Source organism: Comamonas sp. A23 (assembly GCF_004522605.1).
GTDB classification, from domain to species: domain Bacteria; phylum Pseudomonadota; class Gammaproteobacteria; order Burkholderiales; family Burkholderiaceae_C; genus Comamonas; species Comamonas thiooxydans.
Genome location: NZ_RSDT01000006.1, coordinates 197,465 through 217,441 on the forward strand (window position 1 = coordinate 197,465; position 19,977 = coordinate 217,441).

At 61.6% G+C, this 19,977-nt stretch carries 18 protein-coding genes; 12 read left to right on the top strand and 6 right to left on the bottom strand.

What is annotated here, in order from left to right; all coding sequences use genetic code 11:
• Positions 1-131: 131 nt before the first annotated feature.
• Positions 132-1,019, top strand: a complete 888-nt coding sequence (locus tag EIC84_RS15420; RefSeq protein WP_003062744.1) for a LysR substrate-binding domain-containing protein — start codon at positions 132-134, stop codon at positions 1,017-1,019.
• Positions 1,020-1,043: 24 nt separating this feature from the next.
• Here EIC84_RS15420 and sbcB read toward each other — a convergent pair whose 3' ends face one another.
• Entirely contained in the window at positions 1,044-2,483 is a 1,440-nt protein-coding gene (gene sbcB, locus EIC84_RS15425) for an exodeoxyribonuclease I (protein ID WP_003062743.1), read from the bottom strand.
• A gap of 111 nt (positions 2,484-2,594) precedes the next feature.
• On the opposite strand from sbcB, the gene EIC84_RS26195 reads away from it, so the two are divergent.
• The 3 genes from EIC84_RS26195 to EIC84_RS15435 all read left to right on the top strand — a co-directional run bounded on the left by EIC84_RS26195 (position 2,595) and on the right by EIC84_RS15435 (position 6,229).
• Positions 2,595-2,765: a hypothetical protein gene (locus tag EIC84_RS26195; protein WP_003062742.1), complete on the top strand. Its 171-nt coding sequence runs from the start codon at positions 2,595-2,597 to the stop codon at positions 2,763-2,765.
• 360 nt (positions 2,766-3,125) lie between these two features.
• On the top strand, positions 3,126-4,082 hold the full coding sequence (locus EIC84_RS15430) for an AEC family transporter (RefSeq protein WP_003062741.1): 957 nt from the start codon (positions 3,126-3,128) through the stop codon (positions 4,080-4,082).
• Between the two features lie 413 nt (positions 4,083-4,495).
• Complete coding sequence (locus EIC84_RS15435) at positions 4,496-6,229, top strand: methyl-accepting chemotaxis protein (protein WP_003062739.1); 1,734 nt, start codon at positions 4,496-4,498, stop codon at positions 6,227-6,229.
• Between the two features lie 425 nt (positions 6,230-6,654).
• On the opposite strand, the gene EIC84_RS15440 is transcribed toward EIC84_RS15435, so the two are convergent.
• Positions 6,655-7,599 (bottom strand): GlxA family transcriptional regulator, encoded by a 945-nt coding sequence (locus EIC84_RS15440; RefSeq protein ID WP_003062738.1) that lies wholly within the window; start codon positions 7,597-7,599, stop codon positions 6,655-6,657.
• Between the two features lie 116 nt (positions 7,600-7,715).
• Here EIC84_RS15440 and EIC84_RS15445 point away from each other — a divergent pair, with 116 nt between their 5' ends.
• From EIC84_RS15445 to EIC84_RS15455, 3 genes are read left to right on the top strand one after another with little or no spacing between them, the layout of a single operon-like run.
• Complete coding sequence (locus EIC84_RS15445) at positions 7,716-8,516, top strand: SDR family oxidoreductase (RefSeq protein WP_003062737.1); 801 nt, start codon at positions 7,716-7,718, stop codon at positions 8,514-8,516.
• 21 nt (positions 8,517-8,537) lie between these two features.
• Positions 8,538-9,671 carry a thiolase family protein gene (locus EIC84_RS15450; RefSeq protein WP_003062736.1) on the top strand — a complete coding sequence of 378 codons (1,134 nt, stop codon included), beginning with the start codon at positions 8,538-8,540 and terminating at the stop codon, positions 9,669-9,671.
• A gap of 46 nt (positions 9,672-9,717) precedes the next feature.
• Positions 9,718-10,134, top strand: a complete 417-nt coding sequence (locus tag EIC84_RS15455) for a PaaI family thioesterase (protein WP_003062735.1) — start codon at positions 9,718-9,720, stop codon at positions 10,132-10,134.
• A gap of 451 nt (positions 10,135-10,585) precedes the next feature.
• Here the strand turns inward: EIC84_RS15455 and EIC84_RS15460 are convergent, their stop codons facing one another.
• Both EIC84_RS15460 and cls read right to left on the bottom strand, forming a co-directional pair.
• A complete protein-coding gene (locus EIC84_RS15460) occupies positions 10,586-11,437 on the bottom strand; it encodes an NAD-dependent protein deacetylase (RefSeq protein WP_050788929.1) in 852 nt (283 codons plus the stop codon).
• On the bottom strand, positions 11,437-12,876 hold the full coding sequence (gene cls / locus EIC84_RS15465; RefSeq protein ID WP_003062731.1) for a cardiolipin synthase: 1,440 nt from the start codon (positions 12,874-12,876) through the stop codon (positions 11,437-11,439). Before cls ends, EIC84_RS15460 begins: the two co-directional genes overlap by 1 nt.
• 169 nt (positions 12,877-13,045) lie before the next feature.
• On the opposite strand from cls, the gene EIC84_RS15470 reads away from it, so the two are divergent.
• Positions 13,046-13,342 carry a helix-turn-helix transcriptional regulator gene (locus EIC84_RS15470; protein ID WP_003062729.1) on the top strand — a complete coding sequence of 99 codons (297 nt, stop codon included), beginning with the start codon at positions 13,046-13,048 and terminating at the stop codon, positions 13,340-13,342.
• Positions 13,343-13,429: 87 nt separating this feature from the next.
• Entirely contained in the window at positions 13,430-14,017 is a 588-nt protein-coding gene (locus tag EIC84_RS15475; protein WP_003062726.1) for a GAF domain-containing protein, read from the top strand.
• A 27-nt stretch (positions 14,018-14,044) separates the two neighbouring features.
• Here the strand turns inward: EIC84_RS15475 and EIC84_RS15480 are convergent, their stop codons facing one another.
• Together EIC84_RS15480 and EIC84_RS15485 are read right to left on the bottom strand one after the other, a co-directional pair.
• Complete coding sequence (locus EIC84_RS15480) at positions 14,045-14,893, bottom strand: fumarylacetoacetate hydrolase family protein (protein ID WP_003062724.1); 849 nt, start codon at positions 14,891-14,893, stop codon at positions 14,045-14,047.
• A 49-nt stretch (positions 14,894-14,942) separates the two neighbouring features.
• Positions 14,943-15,674, bottom strand: coding sequence for an aspartate/glutamate racemase family protein (locus EIC84_RS15485; protein ID WP_003062722.1), 732 nt, complete (start codon positions 15,672-15,674; stop codon positions 14,943-14,945).
• Positions 15,675-15,954: 280 nt separating this feature from the next.
• On the opposite strand from EIC84_RS15485, the gene EIC84_RS15490 reads away from it, so the two are divergent.
• The 3 genes from EIC84_RS15490 to hydA are packed head-to-tail and all read left to right on the top strand — an operon-like array spanning position 15,955 to position 19,960.
• On the top strand, positions 15,955-17,262 hold the full coding sequence (locus EIC84_RS15490) for an MFS transporter (protein WP_003062719.1): 1,308 nt from the start codon (positions 15,955-15,957) through the stop codon (positions 17,260-17,262).
• Positions 17,263-17,291: 29 nt separating this feature from the next.
• Positions 17,292-18,518, top strand: coding sequence for a serine hydrolase (locus tag EIC84_RS15495; protein WP_003062717.1), 1,227 nt, complete (start codon positions 17,292-17,294; stop codon positions 18,516-18,518).
• Positions 18,519-18,526: 8 nt separating this feature from the next.
• Complete coding sequence (gene hydA / locus EIC84_RS15500) at positions 18,527-19,960, top strand: dihydropyrimidinase (protein ID WP_003062715.1); 1,434 nt, start codon at positions 18,527-18,529, stop codon at positions 19,958-19,960.
• Positions 19,961-19,977: the final 17 nt, after the last annotated feature.

A 19,977-nucleotide genomic window follows, 5' to 3' on the forward strand; every position in this document is an offset into this window, starting at 1 on the left:
GCTGCGTCGGACCTCGATGTCCGGCGTCGCTGCGGGCCCCGGCGCATGCCTGAGACTGCAGCCATCGTAAAAAACCTTGATAAAAAACAAAATCAATATATTTTTTCCAAATACACAAATAAAATTTATTAATGTTGAAAGAGCTGAACACCTTCATCGCCGTGGCCCGCGAAGGCACCTTCGCCGCGGCGGGCGACCGGATAGGCTTGACCCAGGCTGCCGTCAGCGCACAGATGCAGCGCCTGGAAAGTGAATTGGGGTTCGCCTTGTTCGACCGCATAGGCCGCACGGCCCGTCTGAACAAGATGGGGCAGCAGGTGCTGCTGCAGGCGCAGGAACTGCTGCGTCTGTACGCCAACCTGGGCTCTTCGGCACAAGGGCAGCCCGCCAGCATTTCAGTGCAACTGGGCTCCATCGCATCTCTGCAGCGCTCCCTGCTGCCCGATGCGCTGGCCAGACTCCACCAGCAGTTCCCCCAATGCCGCACACGCATCATTCCCGGCGTATCGCTGCAGCTGATGAATCTGGTGGATGCGGGCGAGCTGGACATGGCCGCGCTGATACGCCCGCCCTTTGCGCTGCAAAGCGATCTGCGCTGGACGGCGCTGGCGCACGAGCCCTTCCGGCTGCTGGTGCCGCGCGCCACCCGGGGCGACGACTGGGCCGAGCTGCTGGCCAGTCAGCCCTTCATACGCTATGACCGGACCTCGTTCGGCGGCCGGCAGGTGGACCGTTTCCTGCGCGGCATGCACTTCACGCTGAAGGAAGTGTGCGAAGCCGACGAGCTGGAAGCCATCGTCAAGCTGGTGGCCAACGGCGTGGGCGTGGCCCTGGCGCCCCAGACCACGGCGCAGCGCCGCTGGCCCGCGGCCGTGCGTGCCATCGACCTGGGGGCGCACACCTTCCACCGCGACGTGGGCCTGGTACATCGCGCCGAGCGGCACCTGAGCGAGCCGGCGCGGGTGCTTATCACCCTGCTCACCAAGCTTGCCCGGTGCGCCCTGCCGCAGGAGCACTAATGCGGCTCAGTTGACCGGCGGTGCTCAGCCTTCGGGAACCAGATTGCTGCCGTAGTCGTAGAGGTCGCCCAGAATCTCCTCGCCGCGCTCGTCCACGGATTCCGACAGCGCATCGATCATGGAGAACATCTGCTCCGCCGTGCGCGCCCCGCCCTGGCCTTCGATCAGGCAGGCAGCGCGGTGTTGCTCCCAGCGCTGCTGCTCGTCGGCATCCAGCGTCTGCGGGAAATTGCGCGCACGATAGCGCCAGACCAGCTCAGTCAGGCGTGCGTCATCAAAACCGGTCTTGTCCAGCGCCAGCTCCTGGGGCGAGAGGCGCTTGATGCGCTCCAGACGGCGGCGGTCTTCATTGCCCACAAAGCCGCCATACAGATCCTGGTCGGCATCCAACGGCTCACCTGCCTCGCGCGTGAAGACGGACTTCCATTGCGCGCTCATGTCGGGCAGGTCGCGGGCAATCGCCGCATGCTGCATCGCCAGCTCCATGTCCACACCCCATTTTTCAGCCATCGCGGGGCTCAGCGTCTTGAGGCTTCCCACCACCATGGGCGACTTGTTGACGTGGATGCTCTTGATGGGCAGACGGCTCACGCCCTCGGGCAGCTCGGCCTGGCGCGTGAACAAACGCAGGCGCAGCTCTTCGATGCTGATGCCCGAAAGCTCGGCCGGGTCGGCCGCCAGATCCCAGCAGATGACTTCATTCTTGTTGGTCGGGTGGGTGGCCAGCGGCCACATCACGCCCAGACAGCCGCGCGCAGGACTGATCATGCCGGTCACATGCAAGAAGGGGCGCGCGTGCTCCTGTGTGGCGGGCAGGCCCATCTCGCGCAGAGCGCCGTCCTTTTTATGCAGTCCAAAGGCAAAGTCAAACAGGCGCGGCTGCTTTTCGCGAATCAGTCGGGCCAGAGCAATCGTGGCGCGCACATCACTCAGCGCATCGTGGGCCTGCTCGTGCAGCAGTCCATTGGCGCGGGCCAGGTCTTCCAACCTGAAGCTGGGCGTACCGTCTTCCTTGGTCGGCCACTGAATGCCTTCGGGACGCAGCGCATAGACCATGCGCACCACGTCGAGCAAATCCCAGCGGCCGCAGCCGTTCTGCCATTCGCGCGCATAAGGGTCGATGAGATTGCGCCAGAACATGAAGCGCGTGATCTCGTCGTCGAAACGAATGGTGTTGTAGCCCACGCCCACCGTGCCGGCCTGCGCCAGCTCGGCCTCGATCAGCGCTGCAAACTCATGCTCGGCAACCCCTTCCTCCAGCGCCCGCTGGGGCGTGATCCCCGTGATCAGACAGGATTGCGGGTCTGGCAGATAGTCATTGGCCGGCTGGCAGTACCACATCACGGGCTCGCCGATTTCGTTGAGCTGGTCATCCGTGCGTATGCCCGCAAACTGCGCGGGACGGTCGTAGCGCGGCTGGGCGCCAAAGGTTTCGTAGTCGTGCCAGAAGAAGGTATGAGCCATGGGCCCGAAGTATGCCTGCGAACCGGCACGGCTTGCGGCTCAGTCCCATCAACTTAAAGCCTTTCTGGCCTTCAGCGCCTTTGGATAAAGCGAAAGCAGCTATCAATATGATTGTTTGAGCTATTCCCAATTCAAACCAAATTTGTGCAGCCGGTCTGCAGCGTTGACCACGGCCTTTTGCTGGCGCGACTGGTCAAGGACATGGATGCCATCATGGCCGCCCAGACGGACCTGGTGGAAGTGCTCCATCCCCTCAAGCAGGTGATCTGCGTCAAGGGTTGAATGAGGCGGGAACATGGACTCACACCTCATTGCCAGAAAGGAGATCCATCGTGCAAACCATTGAGCAGAAAGCCATTCCGGGTGCATACCTGCGACTGAATGTCAGGCGCGCCACCACACCGCAAACAGAAGCACGATATGACGGTGCTGCTTCCCCGTGAATCGGGCAAGCATGGCAGAGGCTTCACCTCGCCCGATAGCAACCAAGACTTGCTCATTTAGCAGGTTGTGCGATAGCGCACAGGTGAAGCAGGTTCCGAAAACGGGTGTGCGGAGGCGTTAAGCTCATCGCTCGAGAAGTGCATATGCTCAAGCTTGGAGCAAGGTGCAAGCAGCGATTCGGTTTTGTTGGAGAGTTGAATGAATGGTTCCGCAATAGCGGCACTACTACCGGTGATTGCGTTGATCGGTACGGGGTTTGGCTTGGCGCGTGTCGGGCTGGTGCGGCAGGCAGCAGTCAAGGACATGTCCAACCTTGTGTTCCTATTGCTTCTGCCTGCACTGCTGTTTCGCACCATGGCTCAGGTCCATGTCGGCGAATTGGATTACCGTCCGATTGGCGTGTATTTCCTATCGGCCATCGTCGTGTTCGTGACAACGATGCTGGTCTACGGCTTCAACACGCTGGCTGCGGCGCGCGGATTGGCCAGCATGTTCAGCAATGCAGCCATGATCGGCGTACCGCTCGTGGGCCTGGCCTTTGGCGAGCAGGGACTGGTGACACTGTTCACCCTGATCTCGGTGCATGCCCTGGTATTGCTGACGGCCGCGACCATGGTGTTCGAGCTGGCATCCTCCCGTGAACAACATGCGGACGACACCCACAACAAACGGTCCATGGGGCGCACTGTCTGGCAGGCAGTGAGCAATAGCATCATCCACCCTGTGCCTTTGCCGATTCTGGCCGGCCTGCTCTGGTCATTGACCGGCTGGCCTCTGCCTGACGTGCTTGATACCTCACTCAAGATGCTGGGCTCGGCCATGGGCCCCATGGCGTTGCTGCTCGTCGGCATCACGCTGGCCTACACCAGGATCGGAGCTTACTGGCGACCCGCGATGCGCATCACGCTGGTCAAATCGCTGGTGCACCCACTTGTGTTTCTCGTCTGCGCCTGGACACTTCAGCTGCGCGGCCCGGCCATGGGCGTGATGCTGATCTGCTCGGCCTTGCCTGTGGGTGCCAACGCACTGCTCTTCACCCAGCGCTACCGGGTTGCCGAGGATGAGGTGGTGGCCAGCATTGCCCTCTCCACACTGCTGGCCCTGGTGACCATGCCGCTGCTGCTGATGCTGCTGCACGTCCTGCATGGGACATAGTCATCAAGGTAGTCCTTCGCGTATATCCACCCTGATTCAATCGGAGTTCGGTCTTGCCCTGCCGACGCATGGCACTCCGGCATCGGCTGAAACATTGCAGTGAACCGGTCAGGAGCCGGCCAGCGAAAGTTGGAGCAGATCTCGACCTGTCCTGAAGAAAAGCTGGGCTTTGGCGTCCAGGCAGCTGCTCCAAGTGCAGGACGGGATGACGCAGATCAGTAGACAGGGAACAGCGCTCATCCAGTTCGGCAAAGTGGAAGAAGGCGAGGACTCGGGCTCTGTCGCTTAGAAGCTGCAATTACCCATAAAAAGGTGCCCCTGGAACTTGCAAAAAGTTACACTTTAAATGCATGGACACAAATTGACACGAGCTCTCAAACCGAAAACATTGGCTGCTAAAGGAGGCGCGCGAAATGGATCGTTTGAAAATTTCCACTCGGCTGACTTTCTCGTTCATGACATTGATGGTGCTGATACTAGTGCTGGGAGGGGTGGCACTTTGGGGGTCGTCGACTCAGCGCTCAGCCCTCACCGACATCACCCAGAAGCAAATCCCGATCATTCGCACGCTGAACACCATCACGGATGGCGCCAATGAACAGGCAATTCAGTTCCGCAACCTCGCGATCTTTTCCACGGAGACGCTCCAGGCCTCGGCACGTGCCATGATTCAGAAGACCCGCACCGAGCTGGCTGCAGAAATGGATTCGCTGGGCAAGCACACTCACTCCGGCCTGGGGCAATCGCTGCTGGAGGATCTGAAGCAGCGGCGCGTTGCCTTCCTCAAATCCGGTGATGAATTTCTTGGACTGATCGATCAGGGCCAAAGAGATGAAGCGCTGAGATTGCTGGAAACCCAGCTGCGCCCCAACCAGCTCGAATATCAGCGGGTCATCCGCAGCATGCTGGATCACCAGACCCAAAGCTCCGACGTGGCCAGCCAGAAGGCAGAAGCTGCTGCCGACAATCTGTTCCGGGAAGTGTTGGCGACAGGTGCAATCGCCATTCTTCTAGCGGTGACTCTTGCCATCACGATCACTCGCTCCATCACCCGCCCCCTGTCCCTGGCCATGGCAGCAGCCGACCGTGTGGCCAGAGGCGATCTCAGCGGCCAGATCACGGTGAAATCTCAGGATGAAACCGGTCAACTGCTGAGCGCGCTGCAACGCATGCAACACAGCCTCGTGAGCACGGTGTCGGCGGTGCGTGGCAATGCTCAGGGAGTTGCGTCGGGCAGTGCTCAGATCGCCATGGGCAATAACGACCTATCCAGCCGCACGGAAGAGCAAGCAAGTGCCCTTGAACAAACTGCTGCGTCCATGGAGCAGTTGAGTGCGACGGTCAAACAGAATGCCGACAACGCACGCCAGGCCAATCAGATGGCCGTGAATGCATCCTCTGTGGCTACACAGGGCGGTGAAGTGGTCGCAGAGGTAGTGGAGACCATGAAAAGCATCAATGAAAGCAGCCACAAGATTTCCGACATCATCGCTGTCATTGATGGCATCGCTTTCCAGACCAATATTCTGGCTTTGAATGCCGCCGTCGAAGCTGCCCGCGCCGGCGAGCAAGGACGAGGCTTTGCAGTGGTGGCAAGCGAAGTACGGGCTCTGGCTGGACGCTCGGCTGAGGCCGCCAAGGAGATCAAGCAGCTCATTACCACCAGTGTCCAGCGCGTGGAACAGGGTTCCTTGCTCGTGGACAAAGCTGGCGAGACCATGACCGGTGTGGTCACGGCCATTCGGCGCGTCACCGATATCATGGGTGAAATCAGCGCTGCCAGCCATGAGCAAAGCTCGGGCATGGCCCAGATTGGGGAAGCCGTCACCCAAATGGATCAAACCACGCAGCAGAACGCAGCCTTGGTCGAGGAAATGGCCGCTGCAGCCAGCAGCTTGCACAACCAAGCACAGTCGCTGGTCGAAGCGGTGGCAGTCTTCAAGTTGTCAGAGCACGAGCAACATGCCTCTGCCGCAATGCAGGCAGCGTCGGTCAACCCGACAAAACCGGTGACAGTGGCTAAGGTATCGGAGTCGCCTCCAAAGCCCCTCATGGCCACCAAATCCCCTGTGCTGCGTCGCCCGGTTGCTATCGCTGGAACACAGCAGGCCACGAATAAGAATGGCGATGACTGGGAAACTTTTTGAAGGAGCTTCCGAGCGGATCCGTGAGCAAAGGCGGTGAGGCGTCAAGCCTGCCGCTTTTTGAACCTATCGGTGTCGTTGCATAACTCAGTGCTTGGCAACAGATAGCGTAGACGATGAGCAACTCCACACACCAGGACCTGCTGCCAGTGGCTCCTTGGGAACATTACAACGGCCAGCCCTGCGTGATGCCCGCCAGCCATCACCTCTGACAGCAACTCTGTTTTTATTCGAGACGATGATAGATCGGGATTCTGGGGGAACCGCCTCCCCGCACTAGAGCAGACATCCAAGTACTCGCATATCCCACCGGCTGCGGCGGTACTTCGCAGTTCACAAATTGCCATCATGGCCAGTTGGCTCGGGGTCCGGCTGGCCGCTCCACGCAAGGTGCAAGTTACGCGTTTCACGGAGCGTGCACAGACGTTTTACAGTTCCACCCGAGCTTCGCGCCGTACGGCCTGTGGCGGCATGCCGAAGCCACGTAGGAAGGCTTCGCGCATATGGCGCCGGTCACGAAAACCTGTCTCCCGAGCAATCACCTCCAGCGGATGCCGACTGCCCTCAATCATCAGCCGCGCGGCTTCTAGCCGAAGGCCCTCCACGGCTTTGGCGGGGGACTGGCCCGTCTCGGCCGTGAACACCCGGCTGAACTGGCGCGGACTCAAGCTGGCAGCCTCGGCCAGCTCTTCCACACTCAGTGCTTGAGAAAGATTGCGCCGTGCATGCTCCAACGCCTGCTGGATACGGTCTGACTTGGGTGCCAGCTTGAGCATCTCCGAATGCTGTGACTGTCCTCCCGAGCGGCGCTGGTGCATGACCAGGCGATGTGCAACCGACCGTGCAACCTTCGCGCCCAGATCTTTTTCCACCAGCGCTAACGCCAGGTCGATCTCCGCTGTCATACCGGCAGAGGTCCAGATCGGTCCGTCCGCGATGTATATGCGGTCGGCCTCAATCTGCGCCTGTGGGTGGCGCTGCTGCAAGGCCTCGGCCCAATACCAGTGCGTGGTGGCGCGGCGCCCGTCAAGCAGGCCCGCGTCGCCCAGCAGGAAAGCGCCCGTGCACAGACCGGCCACGCGCCGCGCGGATACCGCCACCTTGCTCAGCAGCCGGATCAGTTCCGGTGCCGTAGCGACGTCCCTTGGAGTGAGGTTGCCCGCAACCAGCCAGGTGTCTGCCCTGCTGTGTGCGGTGAGGGGCTTTGCCTGCAATGCAAGTCCTGCCGAAGCTCGGGCCGTACCACTCATCGCATAGGTCTCCACCTCATAAAAGGGCTTCTCCACCATCAGGTTGGCGAGTTCGAACACAGCCTGGGTGGCCAGCGCCATGACTTGGAAGCCTTCCGGCAGCATGTAACCGATGCGGTGCATAAGAAACGCCCTTTCCAATGTCCTTTTTCATGACTATATACGTCATTTACGACAAACCACGCACATCGCACCATTCAGGCCATGGACAACATCCATCAACCTCAAGGAGTTTCACCATGGCACAAACCCATCTCGGTACCGCCCTCATTACCGGGGCATCCAGCGGCATCGGTGCGCTATATGCAGAAAAGCTCGCTCAGCGTGGCTATGACCTGATCCTGGTCGCCCGCAACCGCGAACAGCTGAACGCGCTGGCGAGCAGCATCACCACTCGCACCGGCCGTGCGGTAGAAGTCCTGCCGACCGACCTGAACGACCGCAATGAACTGGCACGCGTGGAAGAGCAATTGCGCACGGACGCCAGCATCACCTTGCTGGTCAACAACGCGGGCATGGGCACACATACCCCCTTGCTGCACAGCGACGTTGAAAAGATGACCCGCATGGTCGATCTGAATGCCACGGTGCCCATGCGGCTGGCCTATGCGGCGGCTCCTGGCTTCGTGGCTCGTGGACGCGGAGCGATCATCAACATTGCGTCCATCGTCGCCATCTCCCCTGAGACCCTGAATGGCGTCTACGGTGCCAGCAAGGCTTTTGTGCTGGCCTTCAGTCAGTCGCTTCAGCATGAGTTGACCGACAAAGGTGTTCGGGTGCAGGCAGTGTTGCCTGGTGCTACGGCCACGGACTTCTGGGCCATCGGTGGATTGCCGGTAGAGAACCTGGATGCAAGCATCGTGATGAGCGCCGAAGACCTCGTCGATGCAGCACTGCTGGGGTTTGAGCGAGGAGAAAAGGTCTCCATCCCCTCGCTGCATGCTGGCGAGAAGTGGGATGCCTATGAGGCCGCACGCCGAGCTATGGCAGGCCAGCTGTCCAGCAACATCGTCGCCCAGCGCTACGCCGCCGCGCACTGACCATCGCAAGGAGCCCAAGTCATGAAAGCCGTTATTGCAGCTTATGCACGCTCGCCATTCCAATTCGCCCGCAAAGGCCGCCTCGCCGAGGTCCGGCCGGACACGCTGGCCGCCCAGGTTGTGCAGGCTTTGCTGAAGCGCTCCGACCTGGATCCTGCACTATTGGAGGATGTGATCCTCGGCTGTGCCTACCCCGAGGCCGCACAAGGCAACAATCTGGCGCGCATCGTCGGTCTGCTGGCCGGCCTGCCCGAAACCGTGGGCGGCATGACCGTGAACCGCTTTTGCGGCTCGTCGATGCAGGCCGTGCATATTGCCGCAGCGCAGATCGAGGCCGGCATGGGCGACGCCTTCCTCTGTGTGGGCGTGGAGTCCATGACGATGGTTCCGCAGGGCGGTTTCAACTTCTCGCCGAACCCCCAGTTACAGGCAAATACCGACGCCTATATTTCAATGGGCGAAACGGCGGAAAACGTGGCGCAGAGATGGGAGGTGACCCGCGCCGACCAGGAGTTGCTGGCACTGCAATCCCATCTGAAAGCCGCCGCTGCTCGCGACCAGGGTCTACTGGTCGATGAAATCGTGCCTATTCTTTTACCGGACGGGGAGCTGCTGGATGCCGACGGCTGCATACGCCCAGCCACCACACTGGAGGCCCTGGCCAGACTCAAGCCCGCCTTCAGGCCAGATGGCTTGGTCACGGCGGGCACATCGTCGCCGTTGACCGATGGCGCGGCGGCCGTGCTGGTCACCCGCGACGATTTTGCCGAACGCCATGGTCTGCAGGCACTGGCGCGCATCCGCAGCTTCGCGACCGTGGGAGTGGACCCCGCGATCATGGGCATAGGCCCGATACCTGCCGCACGCAAGGCGCTGGCCCGCGCAGGTCTCACTGTGGCCGATCTGGACGTGGTTGAGATCAACGAAGCTTTTTCGTCACAGGCGCTGGCCTGCATCCGAGACCTCGGCCTGGACATGGCGACCGTGAATATTGACGGCGGCGGGCTGGCCATCGGTCATCCACTTGGCGCCACTGGTGCGCGCATCACGGGCAAGGCAGCTGCCTTGCTTTCACGACGGCAGGGACGATATGCCCTGGCCACCCAATGCATCGGCGGTGGGCAAGGTATTGCTACGGTGCTGGAGAGACTGTGAGCTCGTATCGACAGAGACCAAGACTTCAACTCCACTCAAGGAAACCATGATGCTCCGTAGCACCGAAACCCTGGACAGTCTGTTTGAACGCCAGCGCGGCACACTGCCCGATACCTTTGGCGCGCGACCGCTGGCACTTGCAGAAGGCCGCATGACCATGGAGCTGACTATTGCGCCGTGGATGATGGCTCCCAATGGCTTTCTACATGCCGCCACGCAGGTGATGCTGGCCGACACCTGCGCCGGCTATGCGACCCTGGCGCATCTACCGGAGGGCGCGAAAGGATTCACGACACTGGAGCTGAAATCCAACTTCCTTGGTACTGCGAAGCAAGGAATCCTGCACGTGGAGGCCGTGGCCGAACATCTGGGGAGGACAACGCAGGTGTGGTCGGCCACCTTGTTCGATGACAAGGGGCGTAGGCTATCGCTATTCCGCTGTTCGCAGATCGTGCTCTGGTGACTGGCTCGTTGTCGCGCTTGAGTCGGCAGCCTAAAAACATCCGACAGAAATCGATGGTCCCCAGGGTGAAGACGGAGCGCAGCACGTAGGTCAGGCTTTTGCGGTGACCTGCGATCCGCACGAACTGCCAACCTCTGTGCGCAGGTGAGCCGAGTCGACGGCCAAGACACTTCCCCGAGTTTGCAGGAACCGGAATACCTGCGCCGTACATTCCGACGGCCTGAGCTCCACCAGGAGTTTCAGGTTGGAGCTTTGGCTGCATGGCCCGCACCTATGCAGAACACGAGCCGCTCAAGGGCGGCACACAAATCCCTTGGCACTCCCCGCCACTTTATGGAGCGCAACCATGCACCGCTGCTGCGCCGCGATTTCCACCCGACCGATGGCGACGAACCCGAGGAGCATGCAGACTGTTCCCCCCTGCCCTCATCCGTTGCGCGGAGGGAATGAGCTAGCTTGCCTCGATCAGGCCCATCAGGACCTGACCCACATCGGCCTCCACCTTGAAAGCCAGCAATGCATCGGCCCTTGTCACGCCTTGATTGATGGCCACGATGGACTTGCCCTGCTCATGCGCTGCCAGCGCAAAACGGTAACCCGAATAGACCATCAATGAAGAGCCGGCGATCAGCACGGCGTCGGCCCTGGCCACTGCCGCCATGCAGGTCTGCACGCGTTCACGCGGCACGGTCTCGCCAAAGAACACCACATCGGGCTTGATCAGGCCTGTTCCGCAATGTGGGCAGGCCGGCACGACAAAGCGGCTGAAGTCCTGGTCTTCCAGATCGGCGTCGCCATCGGGCGCCGGTGCTGCATACAGTTCAACCCAGGCCGGGTTCAGCGCCAGCAGCCACTGCTGCAGATCGGCACGAGCAGAGCGCTTGTCGCAGTCCATGCAGCGCACGGTGTCGATGCGCCCGTGCAGGTCCACGATGTTCAGGCTGCCGGCCGCATCATGCAGGCCATCGACATTCTGGGTGATCAGCAACTCCAGCCGGCCTTGCTGCTCCAGTCGCGCCAGTGCCTGATGGGCGGAACCGGGCCGCGCCTGACCCATCACGCGCCAGCCCAGCATGGAACGCGCCCAGTAGCGCTGACGCACCAGCACATCGCCCATGAAGGCCTGATAGGTCACGGGCTGGGGGCGCTTCCACTGTCCGTTGCGGTCCCGATAGTCAGGGATGCCGACTTCGGTGCTGCAGCCGGCGCCACCAATGACTACCACACGCGGGTGCGCATGCAGCCAGTCTTGCAGGCGCCACAGCGCCAGAGCATCCACACAATGGTTCAAGGTTTCACTCACTACAGCAGCGGCGATGTCAATCGGGCCACGGAACCGACCAGCCGTCGCCGCAGACCTTTTTCGCTGCGATATTGCACCATTCGAGCCTGGCCCAGGTCAGCCTCGAACTGCGCAGCGATGGCCTGATTCAGCTCTGGCCCGTAGCCGATCACACAGACCTCGTAGTTGAGGAAAAAGCTGCGATAGTCAAAATTGGCCGTGCCGATCATCGCCATATTGTCATCGACCACCAAGGTCTTGGAGTGCAGCATGCTGGCCGCATATTCATAGATATGCACTCCACAGCGAATCAGCTCGTCAAAATAGGAGCGCGCAGCGGCCGTCACCAACAGCGAATCAGACTTCTTCGGCACCAGAATGCGGACCTCCACACCGCGCAGTGCAGCATTGGTGAGAGCCGTCAGCGCGCCTTCGGTCGGCACAAAGTAAGGCGTGGTCAGCAAGATGCGTTGCTGTGCCGCGTTGATGGCCGCCAGATAGGAGCGGTAGATGGCGTCCAGCTGGTCGTCAGGCCCCGAGGTCACGACCTGCATGGGGATGGGGCCGTCTTCGCAATCTGGCAGCAGATCGTCAAGATCGTTGGGCAGCCGGTGCGGATCGTCGCTGCGGGTGTAGGCCCAGTCCTCGAGGAAAACTGTCTGCAGCCAGTTGACGACGGAGCCTTCGACCCGGATATGCACGTCATGATAAGCATCGTCACAAATGCGCTCGTTCTCTTCATCGGTGACATTCACACCACCCGTAAAGCCCACTTTTCCATCGCAGACCAGAATCTTGCGGTGGGTACGGAAATTGACCACGGGTCGCAGCCGCCGCCCTATCTTGGCATCGTGAAAGCGCAGCACCTCGGCCCCGGCCTGCTGCAGCGGCTCCAGAAACTTTCGCCCCAGCTTCTTGGAGCCCAGAGCATCCACCAGCAAACGCACCTGCACGCCTGCACGTGCTTTCTCGATCAGCAGATCACGCAAGGCCGTGCCGGTCTGATCGGGCTCGTAGATGTAGTACTCCAGATGCACGTGGTGGCGTGCTGCGCTCACGGCCTCGGCAATCGCATCAAAGGTCGCCGCGCCCCCCACCAGCAACTGCATGGAAGTGGCCGTGCTGACCGGGAAATCGCTGGTCATGCCAACCAGCCGTGCCACCTGACGCAAGCGCTCCTGCTGGGCCGGAATGCGTTCCCTGAGTTTTTGCATGCTGTTGCGCACACGCGAACGCTTGCGCGAGCGCAGCCGCTTGATACGCTGGCGCTTCATGCGTTGCGGACCGAAGTAGTAATAGACCAGCAGACCCACCACAGGTAACGCAGCCATGGACAACAGCCAGCTCAGTGTGGCAATCGGCTGGCTGCGCTGCAGCAGAATCCAGATGCCTACCACGACGACATACAGCGACCAGCCCACGGACAGCCAGAGCTTGACGCTCTCGTGGCTCAGCTGCATTGCTATCCAGTCCAATTGCACACTCCTGTTGTTCGATGAACCATCACCACCATGCCCTCGCAGTATGGCAGCGGCATGGCAGACTGCGGCGACCCGCCTGCCCGGGGGGAAACACCCTCCAGCAGGCGCCATGCTTTTGTACCGCGCTACAAAGAGTATATTGATACGCATGATTTCCGAACTCATCACGACTCTGGCCCAGGCCCGCAAGGCCGCCCGCATCACCCAGGCCGATCTGGCCGAACGTGCCGGCCTGTCACGCATGGCCGTACAACGCACTGAAACCGGCGATGTGGACCCGCGCTTTTCCACTCTGCAGGAAATGGCCCGTGTGCTGAATATGGAGCTGATCGCCGTGCCGGCCGAGCTGCACGCCCAGGTGCTGGCACTGATTCAGCCCCAGACCGGCCAGACGGCTGCAGCCGACCACATCGCCAGTCCTGTGACCGACCAGGATTCGCTATGAGGTCTTACGTATTGTTAACTTGAGAACCCTGTTTGCTCGGCCACAATGGCCCGAGGTTTGTTTGCGCGACATTCAGAGGTTTGAGAGATGGCGATTCACAACTGGGATTACGCACCGGAGGCACTGGAGGTACAGGTCAGCGAATTGTTGCTGGCCACGGCAGATCGAAGTGACGAACTGGTCGATGAAAACGTGCGCCTGGTCCTGCAGGAGCTGCGCCAGCACCTCAATATGGAGGTGATTTTTGTCTCCGAGATCCGCAACGGCCAGCGCATGTTCCAGCATGTCGATACCGCCCCCGGCAAGGAATTGATTGCCACTGGCGGCGGCGGTCCCCTGGAGGAGTCGTTTTGCCAGTGCGTGCTCGACGGCATTCTGCCCGGTCTGGTCCAGGATGCGACCAGCCACCCTGCCTTTGCCAAGCTGCCTGCAACTCCTTTTCGCGTGGGCGCCCATCTGAGCACGCCCATCGTGCTGGCCAGCGGCAAGGTCTACGGCACGCTGTGCTGCTTCAGCCAGGCGGCCGATGAAAGCCTGACGGCCAAGGACCTGCAAAAACTCGAATGCGTGGCCAGGATCACGGCCAGGCGAATCGATATCAAGCAGGCCCAGCAGCTCCAGCCAGCCGAAGAAAAGCGCACGCCTTCCGGCCCGGCTTCTCCCGGAAAGCTCTAAAAACCAGCTCTCCGGGAAAAAGCAGCGTCAGTTCACTGCCACGCAGACCTGGCGCTGCTCGCCCAGCCCATCGGCACCCAGCCGCACCACATCGCCGGGCTTGAGAAAGACGGGCTGCGGCTTTTGCCCCAGACCCACGCCCGCAGGCGTTCCGGTGAGAATCACATCGCCGGCCTCCAGCGTCATGAACTGGCTGATATACGAAATGAGCGTGGGCAGGCTGAAAATGAAGTTGGCCGTACTGCCGTTCTGCATGCGCTTGCCGTTGACTTCCAGCCACAGGCCCACGCGATGCGGATCGGTAATTTCGTCGGCCGTCACCAGCCAGGGGCCCAGCGGCGCAAAGGTGTCATGGCTCTTGCCCTTGGTCCAGGTGCCGCCACGCTCCAATTGCCAGCCGCGCTCGGACACATCGTTGGCCAACAGATAACCGGCCACATGGGACAGAGCCTGCGCCTCGGTCACGCGCCGCGCGCGGCTGCCGATGACAACGCCCAGCTCCACCTCCCAGTCGACCTTGTCCGCGCCCTGCGGAATCTGCACCGCATCGCCCGGACCGCAGATCGCCGTCACGGCCTTCATGAACAGCACGGGTTCGGCCGGCGCTGGCAGTCCGGCCTCGGCCGCGTGGTCAGCATAGTTGAGACCCGCACAGACCAGCTTGCCCACCTGTGCCACGGGGCAACCCAGGCGTGGCGTTCCGTCAACCCTGGGCAAACGGCTCCAGTCCGTATGCCGTATGCGCTCCAGCGCATCGGGACCTAGCTGGCCCGGGCCCCAATCGGGCACCAGGGCCGATGCATCACGCAGCACGCCGTCGGCGTCCAGCACGCCCGGGCGCTCCGCACCCGCGCTGCCATAGCGAAGCAGTTTCACGATGGTTGTCTCCTTATGAATCGGTCAGTGTCGCCCTCTAAGGCCTTCATCATGCAATATCGAACAGGCGGCCCCAGCCTTTGACGGCGGAAGGATCACGCCCGGCCGCGCGCAGCATGCCCCAGACCGTGGTACTCACGGTATCGAGCAGCGGCACGCCCCAACGGCGCTCCACCTCTTCGGCCAGGTGCGCAGCGCGCAAATTGGTGCAGTAAGTCACGACGGCGTCAGGTTTGCCTTCTTCGATCACGTTGCCGATGAGTTGCAGCAGTTGCTCGGGCTCCACCAGCGCAAAGCTGTGGTTGACCGAGATGTCCAGATGGCGCTCTGCCGTGGTCTCGACGCCTGCGGCGCGGTAGTTGTTGACGATGCATTGCTGCACGTCCGCCGTGTACGGGCTGACGATGGCCAGCTTCTTCACGGAGAGCTTTCCCATCAGCTCATTGAGTGCCAGGATGGCCGTCGTGGCCTTGATGCCGGTGCGCTCGGTAATACGCTCGCACAGCCGCATATCGGTCTCAAAGCCGCGCCATCCTGCGGCCGTGCCGCTCCAGCCGATCACGTCCACCTTGGCATCGGCCAGCAGCTCGGCTGCGGCCAGGATCTTGCTGTCGTCAAACTGGTTCAGTGCCCCCTCGGCCAGCGAAATCTCAGTCACCGTGAAGCGCGAAAAATGGGCCGAGCAGTTGCCGGCACTGGCAGCCAGCGCGCTGGTCAGAGGCTCCAGCGCGGTGTTGGAAGAAGGCGTGAGCACGCCCAGGCATGTCGTAGTTGCAGTCATCTTGCTTGTCTCCGTTGTATGGCCAACCGGCAAACCGGTTGGCCGGCATTGTTCACCTCACCCAAACAAACGTCAACAATATTGTTGACAATAAATCAAAATCCAATCATTCAAAGTTATCCGACAAGAAAATCTTCACTTCGTCACCACCTTTCGCCTCACAGCATATTTCAGAGAAAAATTCCCAAATAGGTGTTTACGATATTGTTGACAACATTGTCGACATTTAGATTTCGACCTCACATCGAACAATCAACCAACCGATGGAGCGAGACCCGAGATGCAAAACCCAACCACACTTGCCGCGCCACAGGCGGCGGCAGCGCCGACCAAGGTGCGCTGGAAGATCTTCCTGATGATGCTTTTCCTGATCGCGGTCAATTACATTGACCGCGCATCGCTGTCCGTGGCCATGCCCATGATCGCCAAGGAGTTCGATCTCAGCCCTGCCGTTCAGGGCCTGCTGATGAGTTCCTTCTTCTGGACCTATGCCTTCATGCAGATTCCCGGCGGCATGCTGGCCGACCGTTTCGGCCCACGCGTGGTCATCGTCTGCTCCACCCTGGGTTGGGGCTTCTTCCAGGCCATCGCCGCAGCTTGCACCGGCTGGGTGTCGCTGCTGATCACCCGTCTGGGTCTGGGCGCTTCCGAGGCCCCCATCTACCCTGCAGGCGGCAAGCTCAACGGCATCTGGATGACCCAGAACGAACGCGGCCGCGGCGCCACACTGCTGGACGGTGGCGCACCTCTGGGTGCCGCCCTGGGTGCGCTGATCATCGCCGGCCTGCTGACCCATTTCGACTCCTGGCGCGTGTCCTTCGTCGTCGCGGGCGTTGGCACCATGATCGCGGGTGTCTTTGCCTGGTGGTATATCCGCAACCATCCCCGTGAGCACGCCGGCGTCAATGAAGCCGAAGCTGCCTTCATCGAGGAAGCACATGCCGCCGACCTCGCCGCCGAGCCCGCCCATGCCAGCGGCAAGGTGATGGACTTCTTCAAGTACCGCTCGGTATGGGGCATGTTCTTCGGCTGGATGTGCTTCAACGCGCTGTTCTACGGCCTGCTGACCTGGATGCCCACCTACCTGTCCAAGGTGCATGGCATGGACATCAAGCAGATGGGTGGCGCCGTGTTCATCATGTTCTTCTCCGGCTTCGTCGGTGAGATGGTCGGCGGCTGGATTGCCGACAAATGGAAGGCTGCGGGCGCTTCGCAAGCCAAGGTGCTGCGCACGCTGTTCGGTATCGCCTCGATCATCGCCACCATCGCCATCTACAACGTGGCCCGCTTCAAGGACCCCGTGACCATCGTGATCCTGCTGTCGGTAACGCTGTTCTTCCTGCGCTGGTGCGGTCTGTTCTGGTGCGTTCCTTCCATTCTGGGCACCCGCAAGCGCGTCGGCTTCCTGGGTGGCGTCATGAACCTGGGCGGCAACTTCGCCGGCATCGGCGTACCTATTCTGGTGGGCTTGATCGTGCAGGCCACCGGCTCCTACGACATGGCCATGATGCTCTTCGCTGCTGCGGGCGCAGGCCTCTTCGTCTGCTCGTCGATCATGATCGACTACAGCAAGAAGATCCCGGTCTAAGTACCGCCCCGCCTCGCCTGGACACTTTGATGGAGAACCCCATGCCCTTGCCCACACGCCGAGCCGTGGCCCTGACCTGCGCCACGGCCATCGCCTCTACCCTGAGCGCATATGCCGCCACGCCAGCCAGCCGCAACTCCGTCGCCGTCCAGGCGAGTCCCGATTTCCCTGCTGCCGCCCCCGAGTCCGTAGGCGTGGATTCGCGCCCTCTGGTGCAGTTGTCCGAGATGATCCGCAAGGAAAACCTCGACGTGCGCAGCTTTCTCGTCGTCAAGGACGGCAAGCTGATCTATGAGCGCTACAGCCAGGGCCTGACGCGCAACCACAACTACGAGCTGTACTCCATCACCAAGAACGTGACGGCCCTGGCCGCCGGCGTTCTGGTGGACGAGGGCCGCAGCAAGCTCGACGAGAAAGTGGCGCCCATCCTGACCAAGGCCCGCCCCGACCTCCAGGATGCCTTCTCCGACAAGCAATCCATCGAACTGCGGCATGTGCTGTCCATGTCCACGGGCCTGGTCTATAACTTCAAGCCCACCGACGACCCCATCTACTACGGCGCCCCCGACCGTCTCAAGCTGGCGGCCGAAACTACGCCCAAGGTAGCGCCCGGCACGACCTTCGACTACACCGACGTCAACCCCATCCTGGCCAGCGCCACGCTGGGGGCCGACGCCGGTATGCCACTGCAGGACTTTGCGAAGGAGAGACTCTTCAAGCCCATGGGCATGAGCCATTACACCTGGGAGCGGGCTGACGACAAAGGCCTGCTCTCCTCCGGCTGGGGACTGCGCCTGCGCGCCGTGGACATGGCCAAGCTAGGCCAGTTGGTGCTGACCGGCGGCCGCTGGGACGGCAAGCAGATCGTCTCCCAGGCCTGGGTCCGGACCATGACCGCGCCCGCCTCGGCGCCATGGTATGGCTATTACTGGTGGATCAACGACATCGTCGCCACCGAGCCCGAAACCCACGCCATGGGCTTCAAGGGCCAGTTCATTGTGGTATTGCCCGAGCGCAATGCCGTGCTGGTCATGACCAGCATGCTGCCCATCGAAGGCGGCCTGCGCGAATCCCGGAACGTGCTGGCCATCCGCCGCATGGTCAATGACTACGTGCTGCCCGCGCTGAGCAACCAGGCCCATGCCAAACCCACGCCCGCCCGCCACAAGGCGTTGGCGCGCGAACTCGAACTCGCATCACAACACCAGGGCAAGTCCGGAGCACCGGCAGACCCTACCGACACCCCGAAACTCTGATATTCAGCATGAAATCCAGCGAATTTGATCTCGTAGTGCGCAATGCGCGCGTTGCCACCGCCAGCGACATCTTTGAATCCGATATAGCCATTCGCGACGGCAAGATAGTCCAGCTGGGCGCCAACCTGCCCGCCGGCGCCCGCGAATATGACGCTGCCGGCCGCGTGGTCACGCCCGGTGGCATCGACGCCCACTGCCACCTGGACCAACCCATGGAACCGCCGGTGCGCATGGCCGACAACTTCGACAGCGGCACGCGCGCCGCAGCCTGCGGCGGCACCACCACCGTGATTCCGTTCGCGGCCCAGGCCAAGGGCCAGTCGCTGCGCGCGGCCGTGGAGGACTACCACCGCCGCGCCGACGGCAAAGCCCACGTGGACTACGGTTTCCACATGATCGTCAGCGACCCCACCCCCGAAGTTCTGGAGAAGGAACTGCCCCAGTTGATCCGCGAAGGCTATACCTCCTTCAAGATCTACATGACCTATGACGATCTGAAGCTCAACGACGGCCAGATCCTCGACGTGCTGGACGTGGCGCGCAAGTACGACGCCACCGCCATGATCCATGCCGAGAACGCCGACTGCATCCAGTGGCTGACCAAGCGCCTGGAAGCCAGCGGCCGCTCCGCTCCGCGCTACCACGCGGTCTCTCGTCCCATGCTGGTGGAGCGCGAAGCCACCCACCGCGCCATCGCGCTCTCGGAGCTTGCCGATGTGCCAATTCTCATCGTCCATGTCTCGGGCCGCGAGGCCGTCGAGCAGATCCGCTGGGCCCGCTCCCACGGCATGAACATCATGGCCGAGACCTGCCCGCAATACCTGTTCCTCAGCGCCGAGGATCTGGGCATAGATGACAGTTATCAGGGCGCCAAGTGCGTGTGCAGCCCACCGCCGCGCGATCAGGCCAACCAGGAAGTGATCTGGAACGGGCTGAACGACGGCCTGTTCACCGTGTTCTCCTCGGACCATGCGCCATTCAACTACGATTCACCCGAAGGCAAGAAGCCCAATGGCGAGGAGGTGTCCTTTGGTCACATTCCCAACGGTATTCCTGGCATCGAGACCCGCCTGTCGCTGCTCTACACGCATGGTGTGCTGACGGGCCGCATGACACTCAACCGCTTCGTGGAGCTGACCTCCACCAACCCGGCCAAGGTCTACGGCCTGCATCCGCGCAAGGGCAGCATTGCCATCGGCGCCGATGCCGACCTCGTGGTCTGGCAGGAAGGCGAACGCGCCATCAGCAACCGCGATCTGCACCACAACGTGGACTACACGCCCTATGAAGGCCAGCAGCTCAAGGCCTGGCCCTGCCTCACCCTGTCTGCGGGACAGGTAGTCTGGGACGGCGAGCAATTCCACGCCCGCGCCGGCAGCGGCCGCTTCCTGCAGCGCGGCGCGCCCACACTGCTGCCCAAGCGCCACCAGGCCCGCTTCTGAAACTTCAGCACGAACAC

What these genes read in the sequence shown, in the direction of transcription:
- EIC84_RS15440 (WP_003062738.1), bottom strand. Translation starts at nt 7,599, where the DNA reads ATGCACCGCATCGGTTACATGCTGCCGGAAGGCTTCCAAGTCATGGCG.
- EIC84_RS15420 (WP_003062744.1), top strand. Translation starts at nt 132, where the DNA reads ATGTTGAAAGAGCTGAACACCTTCATCGCCGTGGCCCGCGAAGGCACC.
- EIC84_RS15450 (WP_003062736.1), top strand. Translation starts at nt 8,538, where the DNA reads ATGAAAGCCGTTATTGCAGCTTATGCACGCTCGCCATTCCAATTCGCC.
- EIC84_RS15485 (WP_003062722.1), bottom strand. Translation starts at nt 15,674, where the DNA reads ATGACTGCAACTACGACATGCCTGGGCGTGCTCACGCCTTCTTCCAAC.
- EIC84_RS15490 (WP_003062719.1), top strand. Translation starts at nt 15,955, where the DNA reads ATGCAAAACCCAACCACACTTGCCGCGCCACAGGCGGCGGCAGCGCCG.
- EIC84_RS15470 (WP_003062729.1), top strand. Translation starts at nt 13,046, where the DNA reads ATGATTTCCGAACTCATCACGACTCTGGCCCAGGCCCGCAAGGCCGCC.
- EIC84_RS15495 (WP_003062717.1), top strand. Translation starts at nt 17,292, where the DNA reads ATGGAGAACCCCATGCCCTTGCCCACACGCCGAGCCGTGGCCCTGACC.
- EIC84_RS15430 (WP_003062741.1), top strand. Translation starts at nt 3,126, where the DNA reads ATGAATGGTTCCGCAATAGCGGCACTACTACCGGTGATTGCGTTGATC.
- EIC84_RS15455 (WP_003062735.1), top strand. Translation starts at nt 9,718, where the DNA reads ATGATGCTCCGTAGCACCGAAACCCTGGACAGTCTGTTTGAACGCCAG.
- cls (WP_003062731.1), bottom strand. Translation starts at nt 12,876, where the DNA reads ATGCAGCTGAGCCACGAGAGCGTCAAGCTCTGGCTGTCCGTGGGCTGG.
- sbcB (WP_003062743.1), bottom strand. Translation starts at nt 2,483, where the DNA reads ATGGCTCATACCTTCTTCTGGCACGACTACGAAACCTTTGGCGCCCAG.
- hydA (WP_003062715.1), top strand. Translation starts at nt 18,527, where the DNA reads ATGAAATCCAGCGAATTTGATCTCGTAGTGCGCAATGCGCGCGTTGCC.
- EIC84_RS15445 (WP_003062737.1), top strand. Translation starts at nt 7,716, where the DNA reads ATGGCACAAACCCATCTCGGTACCGCCCTCATTACCGGGGCATCCAGC.
- EIC84_RS15475 (WP_003062726.1), top strand. Translation starts at nt 13,430, where the DNA reads ATGGCGATTCACAACTGGGATTACGCACCGGAGGCACTGGAGGTACAG.
- EIC84_RS15435 (WP_003062739.1), top strand. Translation starts at nt 4,496, where the DNA reads ATGGATCGTTTGAAAATTTCCACTCGGCTGACTTTCTCGTTCATGACA.